At 69.0% G+C, this 14,285-nt stretch carries 19 protein-coding genes and 1 pseudogene; 10 read left to right on the top strand and 10 right to left on the bottom strand.

The genetic code is table 11. The features are described from left to right. Positions 1–98 precede the first annotated feature (98 nt). Entirely contained in the window at positions 99–1,130 is a 1,032-nt protein-coding gene (locus NKJ07_RS18950; RefSeq protein ID WP_318568342.1) for a thiamine pyrophosphate-dependent dehydrogenase E1 component subunit alpha, read from the top strand. Positions 1,131–1,138: 8 nt separating this feature from the next. On the opposite strand, the gene NKJ07_RS18945 is transcribed toward NKJ07_RS18950, so the two are convergent. Then, positions 1,139–1,372: an Lrp/AsnC ligand binding domain-containing protein gene (locus NKJ07_RS18945; protein ID WP_318568341.1), complete on the bottom strand. Its 234-nt coding sequence runs from the start codon at positions 1,370–1,372 to the stop codon at positions 1,139–1,141. Between the two features lie 85 nt (positions 1,373–1,457). Between NKJ07_RS18945 and NKJ07_RS18940 the strand changes: the two genes are divergently transcribed. Beyond that, positions 1,458–2,141 carry a potassium channel family protein gene (locus NKJ07_RS18940; protein WP_318568340.1) on the top strand — a complete coding sequence of 228 codons (684 nt, stop codon included), beginning with the start codon at positions 1,458–1,460 and terminating at the stop codon, positions 2,139–2,141. A 2-nt stretch (positions 2,142–2,143) separates the two neighbouring features. Then, entirely contained in the window at positions 2,144–2,374 is a 231-nt protein-coding gene (locus NKJ07_RS18935; RefSeq protein WP_318568339.1) for an Lrp/AsnC ligand binding domain-containing protein, read from the top strand. 49 nt (positions 2,375–2,423) lie between these two features. Here the strand turns inward: NKJ07_RS18935 and NKJ07_RS18930 are convergent, their stop codons facing one another. Next, positions 2,424–2,912 carry a DUF5813 family protein gene (locus NKJ07_RS18930; RefSeq protein ID WP_318568338.1) on the bottom strand — a complete coding sequence of 163 codons (489 nt, stop codon included), beginning with the start codon at positions 2,910–2,912 and terminating at the stop codon, positions 2,424–2,426. Positions 2,913–3,302: 390 nt separating this feature from the next. Here NKJ07_RS18930 and NKJ07_RS18925 point away from each other — a divergent pair, with 390 nt between their 5' ends. Both NKJ07_RS18925 and NKJ07_RS18920 read left to right on the top strand, forming a co-directional pair. Continuing rightward, positions 3,303–3,533 (top strand): DUF7860 family protein, encoded by a 231-nt coding sequence (locus NKJ07_RS18925; RefSeq protein ID WP_318568337.1) that lies wholly within the window; start codon positions 3,303–3,305, stop codon positions 3,531–3,533. A 3-nt stretch (positions 3,534–3,536) separates the two neighbouring features. After that, complete coding sequence (locus NKJ07_RS18920) at positions 3,537–4,169, top strand: uracil-DNA glycosylase (RefSeq protein WP_318568336.1); 633 nt, start codon at positions 3,537–3,539, stop codon at positions 4,167–4,169. Positions 4,170–4,262: 93 nt separating this feature from the next. Here the strand turns inward: NKJ07_RS18920 and NKJ07_RS18915 are convergent, their stop codons facing one another. Both NKJ07_RS18915 and NKJ07_RS18910 read right to left on the bottom strand, forming a co-directional pair. Beyond that, positions 4,263–5,273: a hypothetical protein gene (locus NKJ07_RS18915; RefSeq protein ID WP_318568335.1), complete on the bottom strand. Its 1,011-nt coding sequence runs from the start codon at positions 5,271–5,273 to the stop codon at positions 4,263–4,265. 117 nt (positions 5,274–5,390) lie between these two features. Further along, complete coding sequence (locus NKJ07_RS18910; protein WP_318568334.1) at positions 5,391–6,854, bottom strand: winged helix-turn-helix transcriptional regulator; 1,464 nt, start codon at positions 6,852–6,854, stop codon at positions 5,391–5,393. Between the two features lie 218 nt (positions 6,855–7,072). On the opposite strand from NKJ07_RS18910, the gene NKJ07_RS18905 reads away from it, so the two are divergent. The 4 genes from NKJ07_RS18905 to NKJ07_RS18890 all read left to right on the top strand — a co-directional run bounded on the left by NKJ07_RS18905 (position 7,073) and on the right by NKJ07_RS18890 (position 9,394). Beyond that, positions 7,073–7,759, top strand: coding sequence for a sugar-transfer associated ATP-grasp domain-containing protein (locus tag NKJ07_RS18905; protein ID WP_318568333.1), 687 nt, complete (start codon positions 7,073–7,075; stop codon positions 7,757–7,759). A gap of 231 nt (positions 7,760–7,990) precedes the next feature. Continuing rightward, a complete protein-coding gene (locus NKJ07_RS18900; protein ID WP_318568332.1) occupies positions 7,991–8,266 on the top strand; it encodes a hypothetical protein in 276 nt (91 codons plus the stop codon). 73 nt (positions 8,267–8,339) lie between these two features. Next, a complete protein-coding gene (locus NKJ07_RS18895; protein ID WP_425504689.1) occupies positions 8,340–8,786 on the top strand; it encodes an HIT family protein in 447 nt (148 codons plus the stop codon). A gap of 119 nt (positions 8,787–8,905) precedes the next feature. Further along, on the top strand, positions 8,906–9,394 hold the full coding sequence (locus tag NKJ07_RS18890) for a pyridoxamine 5'-phosphate oxidase family protein (protein ID WP_318568331.1): 489 nt from the start codon (positions 8,906–8,908) through the stop codon (positions 9,392–9,394). Between the two features lie 21 nt (positions 9,395–9,415). Here NKJ07_RS18890 and NKJ07_RS18885 read toward each other — a convergent pair whose 3' ends face one another. From NKJ07_RS18885 to NKJ07_RS18870, 4 genes and pseudogenes are all read right to left on the bottom strand, one after another. After that, positions 9,416–9,862 carry a universal stress protein gene (locus NKJ07_RS18885; RefSeq protein WP_318568330.1) on the bottom strand — a complete coding sequence of 149 codons (447 nt, stop codon included), beginning with the start codon at positions 9,860–9,862 and terminating at the stop codon, positions 9,416–9,418. A gap of 670 nt (positions 9,863–10,532) precedes the next feature. Continuing rightward, entirely contained in the window at positions 10,533–10,952 is a 420-nt protein-coding gene (locus NKJ07_RS18880) for a universal stress protein (RefSeq protein ID WP_318568329.1), read from the bottom strand. 108 nt (positions 10,953–11,060) lie between these two features. Continuing rightward, a pseudogene (locus tag NKJ07_RS18875) lies at positions 11,061–11,701 on the bottom strand (dienelactone hydrolase family protein). Positions 11,702–11,869: 168 nt separating this feature from the next. Continuing rightward, positions 11,870–12,298 carry a DUF2267 domain-containing protein gene (locus NKJ07_RS18870; protein ID WP_318568328.1) on the bottom strand — a complete coding sequence of 143 codons (429 nt, stop codon included), beginning with the start codon at positions 12,296–12,298 and terminating at the stop codon, positions 11,870–11,872. Positions 12,299–12,476: 178 nt separating this feature from the next. Here NKJ07_RS18870 and NKJ07_RS18865 point away from each other — a divergent pair, with 178 nt between their 5' ends. Next, complete coding sequence (locus tag NKJ07_RS18865) at positions 12,477–12,677, top strand: hypothetical protein (RefSeq protein ID WP_318568327.1); 201 nt, start codon at positions 12,477–12,479, stop codon at positions 12,675–12,677. Positions 12,678–12,686: 9 nt separating this feature from the next. Here NKJ07_RS18865 and NKJ07_RS18860 read toward each other — a convergent pair whose 3' ends face one another. Beyond that, on the bottom strand, positions 12,687–13,073 hold the full coding sequence (locus NKJ07_RS18860; RefSeq protein ID WP_318568326.1) for a Zn-ribbon domain-containing OB-fold protein: 387 nt from the start codon (positions 13,071–13,073) through the stop codon (positions 12,687–12,689). Continuing rightward, positions 13,070–14,227 carry a thiolase domain-containing protein gene (locus NKJ07_RS18855; RefSeq protein ID WP_318568325.1) on the bottom strand — a complete coding sequence of 386 codons (1,158 nt, stop codon included), beginning with the start codon at positions 14,225–14,227 and terminating at the stop codon, positions 13,070–13,072. The genes NKJ07_RS18860 and NKJ07_RS18855 overlap by 4 nt, the downstream gene beginning before the upstream one ends. Positions 14,228–14,285 lie beyond the last annotated feature (58 nt).

Below are 14,285 nucleotides of genomic sequence, written 5' to 3'. Positions count from 1 at the left end.
GGAGCAGTCTTTGACCTGTCGGAGTCGGTCACCGCGGGCGGCGGACGGGTGGATTCCGCCTCGGCTGGATTTATTTCACCGGAGGCAGAACGCCGACCATGCACCGGCTCATCGCCGACCGTTCGCTCGACGACTCGTGGCTCGGCGTCGACGACGCGCGGGCGGCGTACCGCGACATGGTCCGGGCGCGCCGCTTCGACGACCGCGCGCTCGCGCTCCAGCGTCGCGGATGGATGAGCGGCTACCCGCCGTTCCGGGGACAGGAAGCCGCACAGGTGGGCGCGGCCCACGCCATGCGCGACGACGACTGGCTCGTCCCGACGTACCGCTCGAACGCCCTCCAGCTCGCGCTCGGCGTCCCGATGAGCGACCTGTTGCTCTTTCGGAGAGGCCACCCCGAGTTCCACTCGAACCACGACTACCGCGTGCTCCCGCAGGCGGTTCCGATCGCCACCCAGCTCCCGCACGCGGTGGGGCTGGGGATGGCGCGGAACTACCGCGGCAACGACGAGGCGGCACTCGTCTGCTTCGGCGACGGCGCGACCAGCGAGGGTGACACTCACGAGGCGATGAACTTCGCCGGCGTCTTCGACGCGCCCACCGTGTTCTTCTGCGAGAACAACGGCTGGGCCATCTCCCACCCTCGCGACCGGCAGACCGCCTCAGCGACCATCGCGGAGAAGGCACGGGCGTACGGGTTCGAGGGCGTACAGGTCGACGGCAACGACCCACTGGCCGTCCGCGAGGTCGTCACGGACGCGCTCGCGTCGGCCCGCGACGGCGACCCGGTACTCGTGGAGGCGCTCACCTACCGACAGGGCGCACACACCACCGCCGACGATCCCGACCGCTACCGTCCGGCGGATCCCGACCTGCCCGAGTGGCGGCGGCGCGACCCACTCGATCGCTACGAGACGTTCCTCCGGGAGGCGGGCGTCGTCGACGACGAGTTCGTCGCGGCGACCCGCGAGCGCGCCGACGAGGAGCTCGCGGCGGCGGTCGCGACCGCCGAGGACGAACCGTCCGCCGACCGCGACGAACTGTTCGAACACGTCTACGGCGCGCCGACGCAAGCCCTCGACGCCCAGCGCGAGGCGGCCGCACGACATCCCCCGGACGGCAGCCACTGACCCGGCGGTCAGTCGTCCATCGCGATGTACGTCTTGGTGTCCCTCACGCCCTGCAGCCCCTGAATCCCGCTCGATGCGACCTTCAGCACGTCGTACACCTCGGCGGCGTCCACCTCCGCGATGATGTCGTACGCGCCCGCGACGATGTGCGCCTCGGTGACCAAGTCGAGCCCACGAACGGGCTCCAACAGCTGCTCTGACTCCCCGGCGCCCGTTTTCACCATGATGAACGCGTGAACCATGCGGCGTGATACACTACAACAGGGCAAAAAGCGTTCGCCTCCGTGGGGGACAAACTTATTGACGCCGTGCAGTGTATCCTCCTCCATGCGCTTCGTTATCATTGGTGGCGGTCGTGTCGGGTCCCGCGCCGCGCGCGTCCTCCGCGAAGAGGGCCACGACGTGACCATCGTCGAGCTCGACGAGGACCGTATCGAGCGCTGTCGGTCGTCGGGGTTCGAGGTCGTCGCCGGAGACGGCTCACACGAGGACGTCCTCCTCCGTGCGGGCGTCGACGAGGCCGACGCGCTCGGAGCGCTCACGAGCGACCTCAACGTCAACTTCGCGGCCTGTATGATCGGGAAACACCACGGCTGCCGCACCGTGATGCGCATCGACGAGGAGTACCGCGAGGAGATCTACCAGAAGTACGCCGAGGAGGTCGACGAGATCGTCTACCCCGAGCGGCTCGGCGCGGTCCTCGCCAAGAACGCCCTCCTGGGCGGGTCGATCCGTGCCATCGCCGACGTCGCCCAGAACCTCCAGGTCGTCCTCCTCACCGTGGGGAAGTCGTCGCCGATGCGCGGCTACACGCTCTCGGAGGTTGCGCTCCCCGGTCAGTCGCACCTGCTCGCCTTCGGCAAGGAGGACGAGCCGATGGGCATCCCCCTCCCGGACGACTCGCTCGAACTCGGCGACCGCGTCGCCGTCCTCGCGGACTTCTCCGTCCTGGGTGAAGTGCGCCAGCTCCTGGTCGGCGACACCGTCGCCTACGCGGCCGGGGGTGACTGAGCGTGGTGACCGCCTACATCATGGTCAAGGCGAACACCGGCGAGGCCGACCGGCTCAAAGCCGAGATCCTCGACCTGGGAGCGGGGGTCGTCGACGCCAACATCGTCGCCGGCGACGTCGACTTCGTCGTGAAGGTGGCCGTCGAGACGCCCGTCGACGTCAAGGACGTCGCCTCTGCCATCCAGGCCATCGGCGGGATCGAGGACACCCAGACGTACATCGCGATGGACTGACTCGCACGCGGCCGTCGCCGACCCCGGGTCGTGCCGTTCCGTGCCGTTCTCAGAACCCGCCCGCGTCCCGTGCGCTCGACATGAGCGACGTCACCGGCTCGGTGTAGTCGTACCCCGGGATGACGCCCTGGACGAACGTCCCCTCGACGAAGGTGACGAGCGCGGCGGCGTCGTCGACGCCGCGGCGTTCGTCGATGTCGGTGTACTCGACCACCACGACGACCTCCTCGCCCGCCCGCCGGACGGCGGGTTCGAGCGCGTGGTCGCCACGGGTCACGCCAGCCGCGTCGCTCGCACGGAGCTCGAACGTCTCGTACCACCCCTCCTCGACGACGTCGGCGACCTCGTCCTCGACGACCGCCGACAGCGTGGGAACCCGCGTCTCGACGGCAAACGATACGTGGCCGTTATCCACGCCGTCGACCGTCACCCGTGCGTCGAACGGCGACGCCGTCGACGCGTACTCGTCCGCCGCGACCGCCTCGAACCCGTCGTGATCGGCGAACGCGCGCCGGACACGACCCGGTAGCTCACTCATGTCTCACGGAAGCAGTCCGGCGAACAAAAGCCCGTTGTCCGAGCGGGTTCACCGGGCCGTCCGTGACGCCGGCGGCCCGCGACCGTGCCCCCGATCGAGCCGGCCGCCGTCCCGGGGACGCTCCGGACGGATGGGCGCACGACCAGTATAAGCGATCGGAAACACCGGGAGGCGTGCCGTCGACGGCATGTTTAAGTTGTCACGGCGGTATTGTCCACGTGACGCTTCGCTTTGGAGGGCCGAAGCGTCAGCGGGGACCAATTCAGGGCGGCAAGCGGTCGCATTTTCGGCGACCGCTTTCCACTCTCTTCGACGAACTCACCACCGGAGCGGTGCGGCCGTGGGTCGACGGAGCAAAACAACTATACTCGCGTCCGGCGACGTGCGCCCATGTCCGGACGATACGGAGACATCGACTACCCGCGCGTGACGAAACTCGGCGTGCTCGCCGGGGCGACACTGTTCATACTCGGACTGCTGGGCGAAGTCGTCGGGGCGGCGCTCTTCGGCCCCCTCCCGGCGTGGGAGCACACCCTCTTTTTCGACATGGAGGCCGTCGGGATCGTGCTCGTGCTCGTCGTGCCGTTCGTCTTCGGCGTCGCGCTTCCGCTGACCGAGTAGACGGTGCCGGATTCGCTGTTTCCCGACCCCGAGACACGAGCCGTCGTCGAACCCGACTGCCGCCGGTGTCCGGCGCTCGCGGCCTGTCGAACCGAGATCTCGTGGGGCACCGGTCCCGCGGACGCGGCCGTGATGGTCGTCGGCGAGGCCCCCGGGGCGGGCGACCGAACCGCGGAGCGGTGGCGGGGCGGCAACCACACGGGGATGGCGTACACGACCCGCCACTCGGGCCGTCGGATCAGAGGGCTGTTCGCCCGCCTGGGCTACGACCCGTACTACACGAACGCGGTCAAGTGTTTTCCCGGCGACGGCGAGGGGTCGAACCGTGAACCGACGGCCCGAGAGCGAGCGAACTGCCGGGCACACCTCGAACGGGAAGTCGACGGGGTCGATCCCGACGTGGTCGTCCCCACGGGAAAACACGCCACGGCGACGATGCTGGCGTTCGAGGGGCGCGACCTGGGTGGGTTCGTCGCGCGCGTCCTCACGCCCGAACGGCTCCCGTCGCTCGGCGTATCCCTCCTGCCGGTCTTTCATCCCTCCTACCAGGACGTGTGGATCGCGCGGCAGGGGTACACCCCCGAGGAGTACGAGGACGAGATCAGCACGACGCTCGCGTCGCTCGTCGATGGCTGACGGTGGACCTGGCGCCCGGGCGACCGGTCGGGTCGTCCCCGCGTATCTCCGACCGTGGCTCGGGAGCGGCGGCCGCCCGCCGTCCCACGTGCCTCAGAAGAAGTCGTGGGCCGCGTCGCCGTACTCCTCGGGCGCGACGTCGACGACGCCCTCGTCGTGCAGCGCGGTGAAGAACGTCGCATCGCTCCAGTAGTGCTCGTCGAACACCGACCGGGCGGTGACGTTCAGCAGGGGCGGAAGCGCGGGGTCGTCGCGTTCGAGGAACATGGCGACGTTGAAGCTGTTCAGCCCGAGCGAGGCGTAGTACGAGAGGACGTTCACGAGCCCTTCGGCGAAGTCGTGGGCGACGTCGCCTCGCGGTTCGGGAACGCCGGAGTGGATCTGCGCCGCGACGCCGACGAGGTGACGATGGTGCGTCGGTGCGAAGGGGGCCAGCCAGTGGACGTTACCGATCTCGGCGACGTAGCGGTCGCCGCCGCGCTCCTGCAGGGCGAGTTCCGACCAGTACACCTCGTCGTTCTCGTCGTAGAACGCGCGGGCGGCCTCGGCGACGCGGCGCTGTTCGTTCGTCCCGCGACCATCGACGAGCGTCTGCATGTGCGGGTGGATCAGGCTCGACCCCGCCGACGGGAGGAAGTTCATGTTCACGGAGGCGAACCGCGCGTCGGGGTCGTGGTCGAAGACGTCCCGGACGTACTGTAACGCCGCACAGAGCCCGTCGGCGAACTGCTGGGTCGTGAACTCGTCGATTGGGACGTAGTGTTCTTCGGTGAGCGCGACAACGTTCGAGTACGCGCCGTACGGGTTGAGGTTCGGGAAGGACGTCGCCTCGCCGCTCTTGCCGCGGTCGGTCCCGACCCAGTCGGGGTACTGGGGCGTCGCCTCCTCGACCGTTCCGGGACAGAAGAAACAGCCCTCGTCGTCGAGAACTTCCTCGGAGATCTCCGGCGACTCGGACACGAGGAAGTTGTCCGTGACGACCCGCGCCGTCCGGCCGGTGAGCGGGTCGACCCGCACCTCGGTCTCGACAGTTGTCTCCTCGAACTCCTCCAAAGGGCTGTAGAACGTCGTTTCCTGAACCTCGCGTTCGAAGTCGATTGACATGATCGAGGGTTCGGCGGGTCGAGTGAAAAGCGTAGCCCCGCCGGCGACGAGCGGGTGGATCCGATCGACGACCCCGGCCGGATTGAACGACGTCGACAGCCGTCTATCGTCAGGGCTTCAATCGCCGGTCGTCGGCTGATCCGCGGTGGCCGCACCGGCCTCGGCGAACGGCCCCTGTGTGAGCACGGTCTCGACGCCCGGCGTGAGCCGATTGATCACCGCTTGCCCGTCGCGTTCCCGCTCGACGAGACCGTCGTCGTTCAACCGGGAGAGGTGGTGTGAGACCGTGCTCGGGTCGCGGTCGATCCGGTCGGCGAGCCCCGAGACGGTGTCGGACGACGCGGTGAGTTCCTCCAGGATCGTCCTCGTCGACGCCGACTCCAGCGCGATGTCCAGCGCGTCGGGCGACGTCCCGATCGGGTAGTACCGGCGCTTCCCCCCCACCTTCGCGGACGTGACGAGCCCCTCGCGTTCGAGGATCTGCAGGTGGTATCTGATCGTGCCGAGCGAGGCGTCGAGCGTAGACGCCTCGACGAACGCCGAGAGGTACGTCCCGGGATCGGCCTGGAGGTGGTCGTACAGCTCCGCCCGGGTGTCGTGTTCCAACGGCTCGTCGCCGGCCCACTTCGTGTAGCCCGCCGCGCCGAGCACGCGGCCCACCCAGTCCGACAGCGTGGCGTGGACCCGCTGGGCGGACTCCGAGGCCAGCGAGAGGGCCGTCCGAAACGTCCCGCGAGGCGCAGTCCTCGCCGTCGCGAGGGTGGACGTCACCGTGTTCGCACTCCCGCCCGGCCCCGTGAGGAGGACGCGTCGAGCGATCGCGCCGGCGGCGACGAGCCCGACGCCGACCGCCGCTCCCGCCCCGGCCGACGACGGCCCGAACCCGGTCGATGACCCCGAGCCGGCCCCGCTGTCGGCGTCTCCAGCCCCGCCGGCCGCACTCGCGTTCTCCGGGGCCGTCGTTTCCGTCGTGGGTGCTGGAGTCGTCGTGTTCTGCCCGACGTCGGATTCCGTGAGCACGGCCTCGCCTGCGGCCCGACCGTCGCCGTCTGTGGCGACGCCCGTCGGGACACCGCTGCGAGTCGCCGCGAACCCCGCACTCGGGGCTTCGGTCGGCGTCGCGGTCTCGGTCTCGTTGGTCACTTCCGTATCGGTTCCGTCCTCGGTGTCGCTCTCGGATGCCGACTCGTCGCCCGCTGTCGTGTCGGTCGAGTCCGATTCGGACGCGTCGGTGTCGGAGCCCGCGTCGGAGGTCGATTCGGCCGAGTCAGTGGTATCGGCGTCGGAATCGGCAGTCGAGTCGGTGTCTGAATCGGCAGTCGAGTCGGTGTCTGAATCGGCAGTCGAGTCGGTGTCTGAATCGGCAGTCGAGTCGGTGTCTGAATCGGCAGTCGAGTCGCCGTTGGAATCCGATTCCGAGTCGGCAGTCGACCCGGCGTCGCCGTCACTGTCCTCCTCCACCTCGAAGGTGACGTCGCCACCACTGGCCGCGACGCTCGTCCCGTCCGGCGCACCGACGACGACGCCCGGCGCGAGGACGAGACTGACGACGAGGAGGGAGATGACGGGTATTGTTCGCATCGCTGTTCGGTACCGCACAGTTTCGCTGGGTGTATCAAATATATTCCGACGAACAGGACAGTCCAGGTGGGCCAGGAGTCGCTCTCGCGATCGGTGAACGGCACCGACGTCCCGTTCGCGCTTGGTCAAATCGGCCTGCAGCGCGCGACCGGCGAGGGGAGACGAGGTTTGGACGCGTTTGTGAGAGACCCTTTTGTGACTCGTCCGCAGTGGTCGGTATGGATCGGGACGAACCCACGGACGATGGACACTCCACGGCCGAACGGGGTCGCGACGGTACCTCGACGCTGGCGGCGTTCCCGAGCGCGTCCCACGGCGACGGCATCGCTGACGTTCGGGTCGTCGTCTACCGCGGGTATCCGATCGTAGCGCTGGTACGGCTCCCGACGGAGTCGTCCGGCGGATCAGTCAGTTTCCACCGCGGCGCGGTCGGCGTCCGACTCGCCGTCGCAGATGGCACCGCGCTGGGAGCCTGTCACCCGCGGTCCGGTCGGGAACTGACGGCTCACCCCGACACGGGCGCGCCGCTAGTCGACCGCCGGATACCCAACTGGGGAAGGGTGGTCGAGGCGGCGACGCGCGCCGCGCCAACCACCGGGATCTGCTACGTCGTCGATCTCACACTGACCGCGGGGAACAGCCCGGTGGTTCTGCACGTCGACAGTCGCCCCGGTCTGGCTCTCCAGGGTACGAGCGAGTGTGGGTTGTTCCGTCGATTACGGTTCGTCACGGCGTTGCCGACCGGCGGCGAGGAACTTCCGATCGATCGGCGACTCGCCCGTGTGCGTGATTTGACGCGGGCGGAGTACTCGCTGCAACCGCTTCCGGCCGGTGACGACGTCCGTCTCGCCAGTAGCGTTGCCCCCGGACACGTCGAAGCCGTCGATCCGGGCGGCCAGGCGTAACCGCCTGACGTCCCGGACGAGAACGCCCCGATCCCGTGCCGGGCGCGGGCCAGTCCACCCCCTCGACCGTCGGTTCCCCTCCACCGCCGGTCGTTCTCCGCTCCACCGTCGGGCGTCGCTCCCACGCGCCTCACCCGTCGGTCCCAGTCGCGTCGCCGACCGACGGTCGGACACCACCCTTTGGACGCGTTTGTGAGAGACCCTTTGGTCGGACAGTCGCTCCTCACAAGTATGCCCCACGATGGGAGCGGACGACTCGACCCAGAACCCGCCGCCGAACCGTCTGCCGACCGGTCCGACCACGTCGTCGCCGTCTCCGAACGGGAGGCCCCCCGCACGAGCGCTGACGCGGAGGGCGAGACTGCCGACACGGGAGCGGACACGACAACGGAGAGCCCCGACCCGTTCAGCGGCACGCGTTCCAGCCGTCTGAAGGACGCGCTCGACCAGTGGTGGACGGAGACGACCGAGAGCCTGACCGCGCGCGCCGACACGACGCGTCCCTGAGGACGTCAGTCGGGCCCCGGCCGCCGCGACATCTGGCGATCGGACGCCTCGGCCGGCGGGAGATTTTTCGGCCATGCCCACGGCCTTCGAACCGAACATGAGCTGTATCTTCTGCCGCATCGTCGACGGCGACCTACCGAGTCGAACGGTGTACGAGACCGACGACGCCGTCGCGTTCCTCGACGCCAACCCGCTCGCCGCGGGCCACACGCTCGTCGTCCCCAGCGAGCACTACGAGACGGTCGGCGAGCTCCCCCCGGAGACCGCCGGTGCTCTCTTCGAGACGGTGAGCGCCGTCACGCCCCGCATCGAGCGGGCGATCGACGCCGACGGGACCACCGTCGCGGTGAACAACGGCGAGGCGGCGGGCCAGGAGGTCCCGCACACGCACGTCCACGTCGTCCCACGGTTCGACGGCGACGGGAACGGCCCGATCCACCGACTGTTTTCCACGCGGCCGTCGCTGTCGGACGCGGAACTGGACGCGATCGCGGCCGACATCCGCGGCGCGACCGAGTAGCTCACCCGCCGCGTGCGCCGGAGCGGGCGGGAACGGGCGGAAGTGGGCGCAAGCGGGCGCGTTCTCCCGCCGTGACAACTGTCGATCTATTTATTCGACGCCGCGCCGTCCGACCAAACATGACACTCGACGAACTCGAAACGTACGGGATGGTCCGGATGACCGACGACGAGATCCGGGGGTACCTCGCGAGTCAAAGCGTCGGCGTACTCGGCCTCCCGGCGGCGGACGCACCCAGCATGCGGCCGCTGTCGTTCGGCTACGACGGGGAGTCGCGGCTGTACTTCCTCTATCTCCTCGGTGCAGAGAGCCGGAAGGCGGAGCTGAGCAGTCGGGCTGACGCCGCTCGATTCCTCGTGTACAGCGCCGAGACACCGTTCAACTGGCGGAGCGTCCTCCTGTCGGGGAGCGTCGCCGAGGTCCCCGAGGCCGAGCGGGCCGCCGCGACCGAGACCCTCACCGGTGCCTGGCGACCGGACGTGTTCGAGCGGGCGAGCGCGACGGAGGAGACCGGACTCTACCGGTTCGACGTCGACGAGCAGATCGGCATCAAACACCTGGGGCTCCCGCCCGAGTTCGAGCCGGCGGGCGGCGACGGAGCCGAGTGAGGCCCGGGACCGGCGGGTCGATCAGGGCCCCTCGTGGGTGTCGTCGGCGTGGTCGACCGACGGGACGACGTGGATGGGGACGTCGGCGTGCGTGACGACGTACTCCGTCACGCTCCCGAGCAGTCGGCGCGGGAGTCCTCCTTCGCCGCGCGTCCCCATGACGACGAGGTCGACGTCGTGCGCGTCGACGGACGATAGGAGCGTGCGCGCGGGGCGACCCAGCTCGATGTCGGTCGTAATGGGGGTGTCGGTCTCGCCGGCCGCCGCGACGAGCCGGTCGAGACACCGCTCGCCCTCCCGTTCGAGCGGGTCGACGGCGCTCTCGATCGAGGTGTCGTACCGTCGCGTGTTGATGACGTACAGGAGGCGGAGTTCGGCGTCGAACGCCTCGGCGAGGGCGAGCGCGTGATCCATCGCCGCCTCCGCTGACGGGCTCCCGTCGGTCGGAACGAGGATCCGATCGTACATGCGTAGCAATGGACATGTCGTCACATTAACTTTCGCTCGCGAACGGGGGCCGGATCGGGATCGACGAGCCCCGAACCGGTGGGGATCGCGTCGTGTACTTCACCGTTTCTGCCCCCGCCTCACGACCGGAGTGGCCCAAAGATTAAAAGTCAATACTCGATTACTACTAAAAGAGGGACGGTCAGAGGGCGACCACGGTGGCTCAAAGATCGCCGCGTTCGTCGTGACATCGAAAGGGAATGTCGACCGAACGCCGGTCGAATCGAACGCCCGAAACCGTCGAATTATGGGTCCTCGGGCTTTTCGGCCGTTCGATCGGGTCCACGGATACGACGGGTCAGTTTCGATCGAGTGTCCCGGTACCCGGAGGCGAGTTGATCCGTGCGGGGTCGCTGTTTGCGGGGGAAAAGAGAGGGTCGGTGTCGGTGTGCTGGCGGGCAGTTTGCGGCTCGAACTGGATGACTGCGGACGGACCGGACTGCGCACCGAAGTCGGATTTGCGCCGTGAACGGGCCCGTCACGGCGGGGTCGTCGTGTCCCGTGCGTTTGGTCGACATATTTGAGTAATTAGTTATAAATCTTTACCGAGTCGTCGGCCCTCGGGCTCGCCGACGCCGTGCGGTGAGCGTCCGGACGGACCGGCAGACGGAGTCGAACGATCCCGGGGGCGTCACGGGACGGCTTCGACAACGATCACCTCACGGTCGGCCCGTTCGGTGACCTTCCGGCCGACGCCGGCGAAATGCTCCCTGTGGTCGCCGTGTTCCCCGACGACGATGACGTCCGCGTCCACCTCGTCGGCGTACTCCATGATGACCTCGTGGGGGACCCCGTGTCGGGTGTCTCCTTCGACCGAGATATCGCGCCCTTCGGTCATCCGTTCGACCTCCGCGACGCACGCCGCGGCGTGGTCCTCGGCGTAGATCGTCGCCAACTCCGCGGAGCTGAGCGCCGACTCCCCGAACCGTTGCCGGTCCACCACACAGATGACGTACAGCGGTGCCGACCGCTCCTCGACGAGTTCGATTGCGCGCTCGGCGGCCCGGCGTGCGTACTCGCTTCCATCCGTCGCTAACAGCACGGATCCCATACACGGTGGATACCACCGAGCGACTAAAGTGTTCTGCCCACCGTCTTACCACCCTGGGCTAGTCGTTCCACGACGGCATGGCACGCGTCGCAGCGGCCCGTCCGGAACTCACCCCAGATGCGTCTCGAACCAGTCGGCCGCGAGCTCCGCCACCGTTTCGAGTTCGCCGGGCCCCTCGAAGAGATGCCCCGCGCCTTCGACGACCCGGAACTCCTTCTGTCCGGCGAGTCGCTCGAACGCCCTCCGGTTGAGTTCGAGGACCTGCGTGTCCGCGCCGCCGACGACGAACAGCGTCGCGGCCGTGACCCCGTCGAGGTGTTCGGCGGCGAGGTCGACACGCCCGCCCCGGGAGACGACGGCACCGACCTCGTCCCCCCGATCGGCCGCGGCACGGAGCGCGGCCGCCGCCCCGGTGCTCGACCCGAAGTAGCCGACGGCCAGGTCGCGCGTGCCCGCACGCTCGTCGAGCCAGTCGGTCGCCGCGAGCAACCGTTCCGTGAGCAGGTCGATGTCGAACCGCGTCTCGTACGTCGCGTCCTCCCGTTCGGTGAGCAGGTCGAACAACAGCGTCCCCAGCCCGTGCGTGCGGAGCACTTCGGCGACGGCGGTGTTCCGCGGGCTCTTCCGGCTGCTCCCACTCCCGTGTGCGAAGACCACGAGTCCGGTCCCCCCGCCGGAACGAGCAGCTCGCCGTCGAGTCGGACGCCGTCGATCGGTACCGTCACCCGGCTCTCGGTTCGGTCGTCCATGTCGACGCCGACGACGGCGGGGGTTGTCAACGTTCTCCTGGGCGACACAGACCGTCGTGGGGGCCGACCTACACGGTTTTTCGGTGGCGGTCGTACGTGGCGTCGGATCGAGTAGTCTCGAGCGCGACGTCCGGACGCGGGCGTTTCTCGTTCCGGCGGTCGCTCGGCCTACGAGCGCTCGTGCTCCTCCCAGCCGCCGGCGTCGATCACGCCGAAGAGCTTCCCCCAGTTCTCGTCTGATTCGCTCTCGGGGAGCTGGTCGCGGAGCTGCTGGAGGTCCGACGGCGGAACGAGCGACCCCACGAGATCCACGACGACCTGGGCGTGGTAGGCCGCCTTGGGTGGATCGGTCCGCTCGATCTCGCCGACGCGGGCGACGAACTCCCGCCAGTCGAACCGCTGACCGTGCTCGTCGGCCGCGCCGGTGAGATACCAGTCGATCTCCATCGGGAGCGAGGCGGCGAGGTCCTCGGCGGCACCGGCCGGGATCCGCGACCCCAACGTCATCAGCGTCGCCCGGATCGCACGCACGGTCTCGCCGGTCCCCGGTAGTTCGAGTCGATGCTGGACCGTGCCGGTGAACTCGTCGAAGTCCATACGGTGTGAACGTCCCTGAGCCATATTAGTACTGGTGTCGGCCACGGAGAGCCGTCGCGGTGGCGAAGGCGCCAACCGCGTTCGTGACGTGCACGCGGACCGCCCCCGAGAGCGGGCAAACGTTCGCGTCGCGGCCGGGAGAAGGCGATGCCATGACCGCTGATGGATCCCATCGAGGGTGGAACCGGTTCGAGGCACTACGTACGATCCAGCGGCGGACGCTCGAAACGACCGCCTCGCGGACGCCGCGTCGGTCGACGTCGTCGAGGAGGCGCGGGTCGCGGAGGCCGCCCGGACCAGCACACACATGGCCCGCGAGTGGATCGAGCGGGCACGTGCCCTGCTGGATACGGCCGCGTCCGGAGGACGCGATCACTGAACCCAGCCGTCACTCCTCGGCGGGCTGGAACGTGACGAGCGCCGGCCCGTCGTCGCGCGCCTCGACGCCGAGGGCGACGGGGTCGCCGATGGCGACGTCGTCGGCCGTCGCGTCCCGGAGCTGTCCCGTGAGGACGACACCGCCGTCGAGTTCGGCGACGACGACGGTGTAGGGCGTCTCGCCGTGGAACCGGGGGATCGTGACCGAGATCTCGGTGAACGACAGCACGGTCCCCCGGTCGCCGAACGGCCGCGGGGTCAGCGCGGTCGACCCGCAGGCGGGACAGAACTGTCGGGGCGGGAGCGTCGTCTCGCCGCACGCCTCACAGCCGAGCGCCCGCTGGTCGCCCGCGGCGATCGCGTCGGTGAACCGCTCGAACCACGCCGGCACGGTCACACACCTCCCAGGACGGTGACCGTCGTGCTCGCACCGCTCCCGCCGACGTTGTGCGCGAGGGCGATCGACGGGTCCGCGACCTGGTTCGGGTGCCGCCCGTCGAGTTGCTTCGTCAGTTCGACGAGCTGGCCGACGCCGGTCGCGCCGACCGGGTGACCCTTCCCGAGGAGGCCGCCCGACGTGTTGACTGGGAGACGGCCGTCGACGGCCGTCTCGCCCTCGACCGCGCCGCGGGCACCCTCCCCACGGTCGTAGAAGCCGAGCGATTCGAGCGCCAGCACCTCCGCGATCGTGAAGCAGTCGTGGACCTCCGCCACGTCGACGTCGTCGGGCCCGATCTCCGCGTCCGCGTACGCCGCCCGCGCGGCTCGTTCGGCCGCCGGTGTCCGGCTGAGCGACGGGCGATCCTGTAAGGCGACAGCGTCGCTAGACTGGCCCGTCCCACGAATCGTCGCCGAGACGTCGAGGTCGTTGGCCGCCGCGAAGCCGTCGCTGACCACGACGGCGACGCTGGCACCGTCCGAGATCGGGCAGGCGTCGTAGCGGGTGAGCGGCGTCGCGATGGGCTTCGAATCGAGCACCTCCTCGACCGTGAGTTCCTTCGGTAACTGGGCGAGTGGGTTGTCGACGGCGTTTGCGTGGTTCTTGACCGAGACCGCCGCCAACTGCTCGCGCGTCACGTCGAACTCGTGGGCGTACCGGCGGGACATGAGCGCGTAGATCCCGGGGAACGTCAGCCCCTGGCCGTTCTCGTACACGTCGTCGGCCGCGTTGGCGAGGGCGTCGGTCACGTGTTCGAGGTCCGCGGCGGACATCTGTTCGACGCCACCGGCGAGGACCGCGTCGGCCGCCCCCGATTCGACGGCGGACACCGCCTGCCGGACCGTCGCGCCGCCCGACGCGCAGGCGCTTTCGAGGCGGACCGACGCCGCCTCTCGGGCACCGACGTGCTCGGCGAGTAGTGGTCCCATGTGTCCCTGATCCTCGATGAGTTCGCCCATGAAGTTCCCGACGGAGACGGCGTCGAGATCCGTGGGCGTGAGGTCGGTGTCGTCGAACGCCGCGGCGACCGCCTCGGCGAACAGTTCCCGTGAGGAGCGCTCCGGCTGTCGGCCGTACGCGGTGCTCCCGACGCTCGCAACGTGCGCTGTCATGAGTGTGCCACAGTACCACGACCCGACTGTTAACGGCACCGGTGGCACCGACGGGCTT

The organism is Salinigranum marinum (assembly GCF_024228675.1).
Classification (GTDB): domain Archaea; phylum Halobacteriota; class Halobacteria; order Halobacteriales; family Haloferacaceae; genus Salinigranum; species Salinigranum marinum.
The sequence above is the reverse complement of the archived record's forward strand: the minus strand, read 5'-3'. Positions and strand labels throughout refer to the sequence as shown.

Excerpts from the sequence above, each read along its gene's own strand:
- NKJ07_RS18950 (WP_318568342.1), top strand. The coding sequence starts at position 99 with ATGCACCGGCTCATCGCCGACCGTTCGCTCGACGACTCGTGGCTCGGC.
- NKJ07_RS18945 (WP_318568341.1), bottom strand. The coding sequence starts at position 1,372 with ATGGTTCACGCGTTCATCATGGTGAAAACGGGCGCCGGGGAGTCAGAG.
- NKJ07_RS18940 (WP_318568340.1), top strand. The coding sequence starts at position 1,458 with ATGCGCTTCGTTATCATTGGTGGCGGTCGTGTCGGGTCCCGCGCCGCG.
- NKJ07_RS18930 (WP_318568338.1), bottom strand. The coding sequence starts at position 2,912 with ATGAGTGAGCTACCGGGTCGTGTCCGGCGCGCGTTCGCCGATCACGAC.
- NKJ07_RS18925 (WP_318568337.1), top strand. The coding sequence starts at position 3,303 with ATGTCCGGACGATACGGAGACATCGACTACCCGCGCGTGACGAAACTC.
- NKJ07_RS18915 (WP_318568335.1), bottom strand. The coding sequence starts at position 5,273 with ATGTCAATCGACTTCGAACGCGAGGTTCAGGAAACGACGTTCTACAGC.
- NKJ07_RS18910 (WP_318568334.1), bottom strand. The coding sequence starts at position 6,854 with ATGCGAACAATACCCGTCATCTCCCTCCTCGTCGTCAGTCTCGTCCTC.
- NKJ07_RS18905 (WP_318568333.1), top strand. The coding sequence starts at position 7,073 with ATGGATCGGGACGAACCCACGGACGATGGACACTCCACGGCCGAACGG.
- NKJ07_RS18900 (WP_318568332.1), top strand. The coding sequence starts at position 7,991 with ATGCCCCACGATGGGAGCGGACGACTCGACCCAGAACCCGCCGCCGAA.
- NKJ07_RS18895 (WP_425504689.1), top strand. The coding sequence starts at position 8,340 with ATGCCCACGGCCTTCGAACCGAACATGAGCTGTATCTTCTGCCGCATC.
- NKJ07_RS18890 (WP_318568331.1), top strand. The coding sequence starts at position 8,906 with ATGACACTCGACGAACTCGAAACGTACGGGATGGTCCGGATGACCGAC.
- NKJ07_RS18885 (WP_318568330.1), bottom strand. The coding sequence starts at position 9,862 with ATGTACGATCGGATCCTCGTTCCGACCGACGGGAGCCCGTCAGCGGAG.
- NKJ07_RS18880 (WP_318568329.1), bottom strand. The coding sequence starts at position 10,952 with ATGGGATCCGTGCTGTTAGCGACGGATGGAAGCGAGTACGCACGCCGG.
- NKJ07_RS18870 (WP_318568328.1), bottom strand. The coding sequence starts at position 12,298 with ATGGACTTCGACGAGTTCACCGGCACGGTCCAGCATCGACTCGAACTA.
- NKJ07_RS18855 (WP_318568325.1), bottom strand. The coding sequence starts at position 14,227 with ATGACAGCGCACGTTGCGAGCGTCGGGAGCACCGCGTACGGCCGACAG.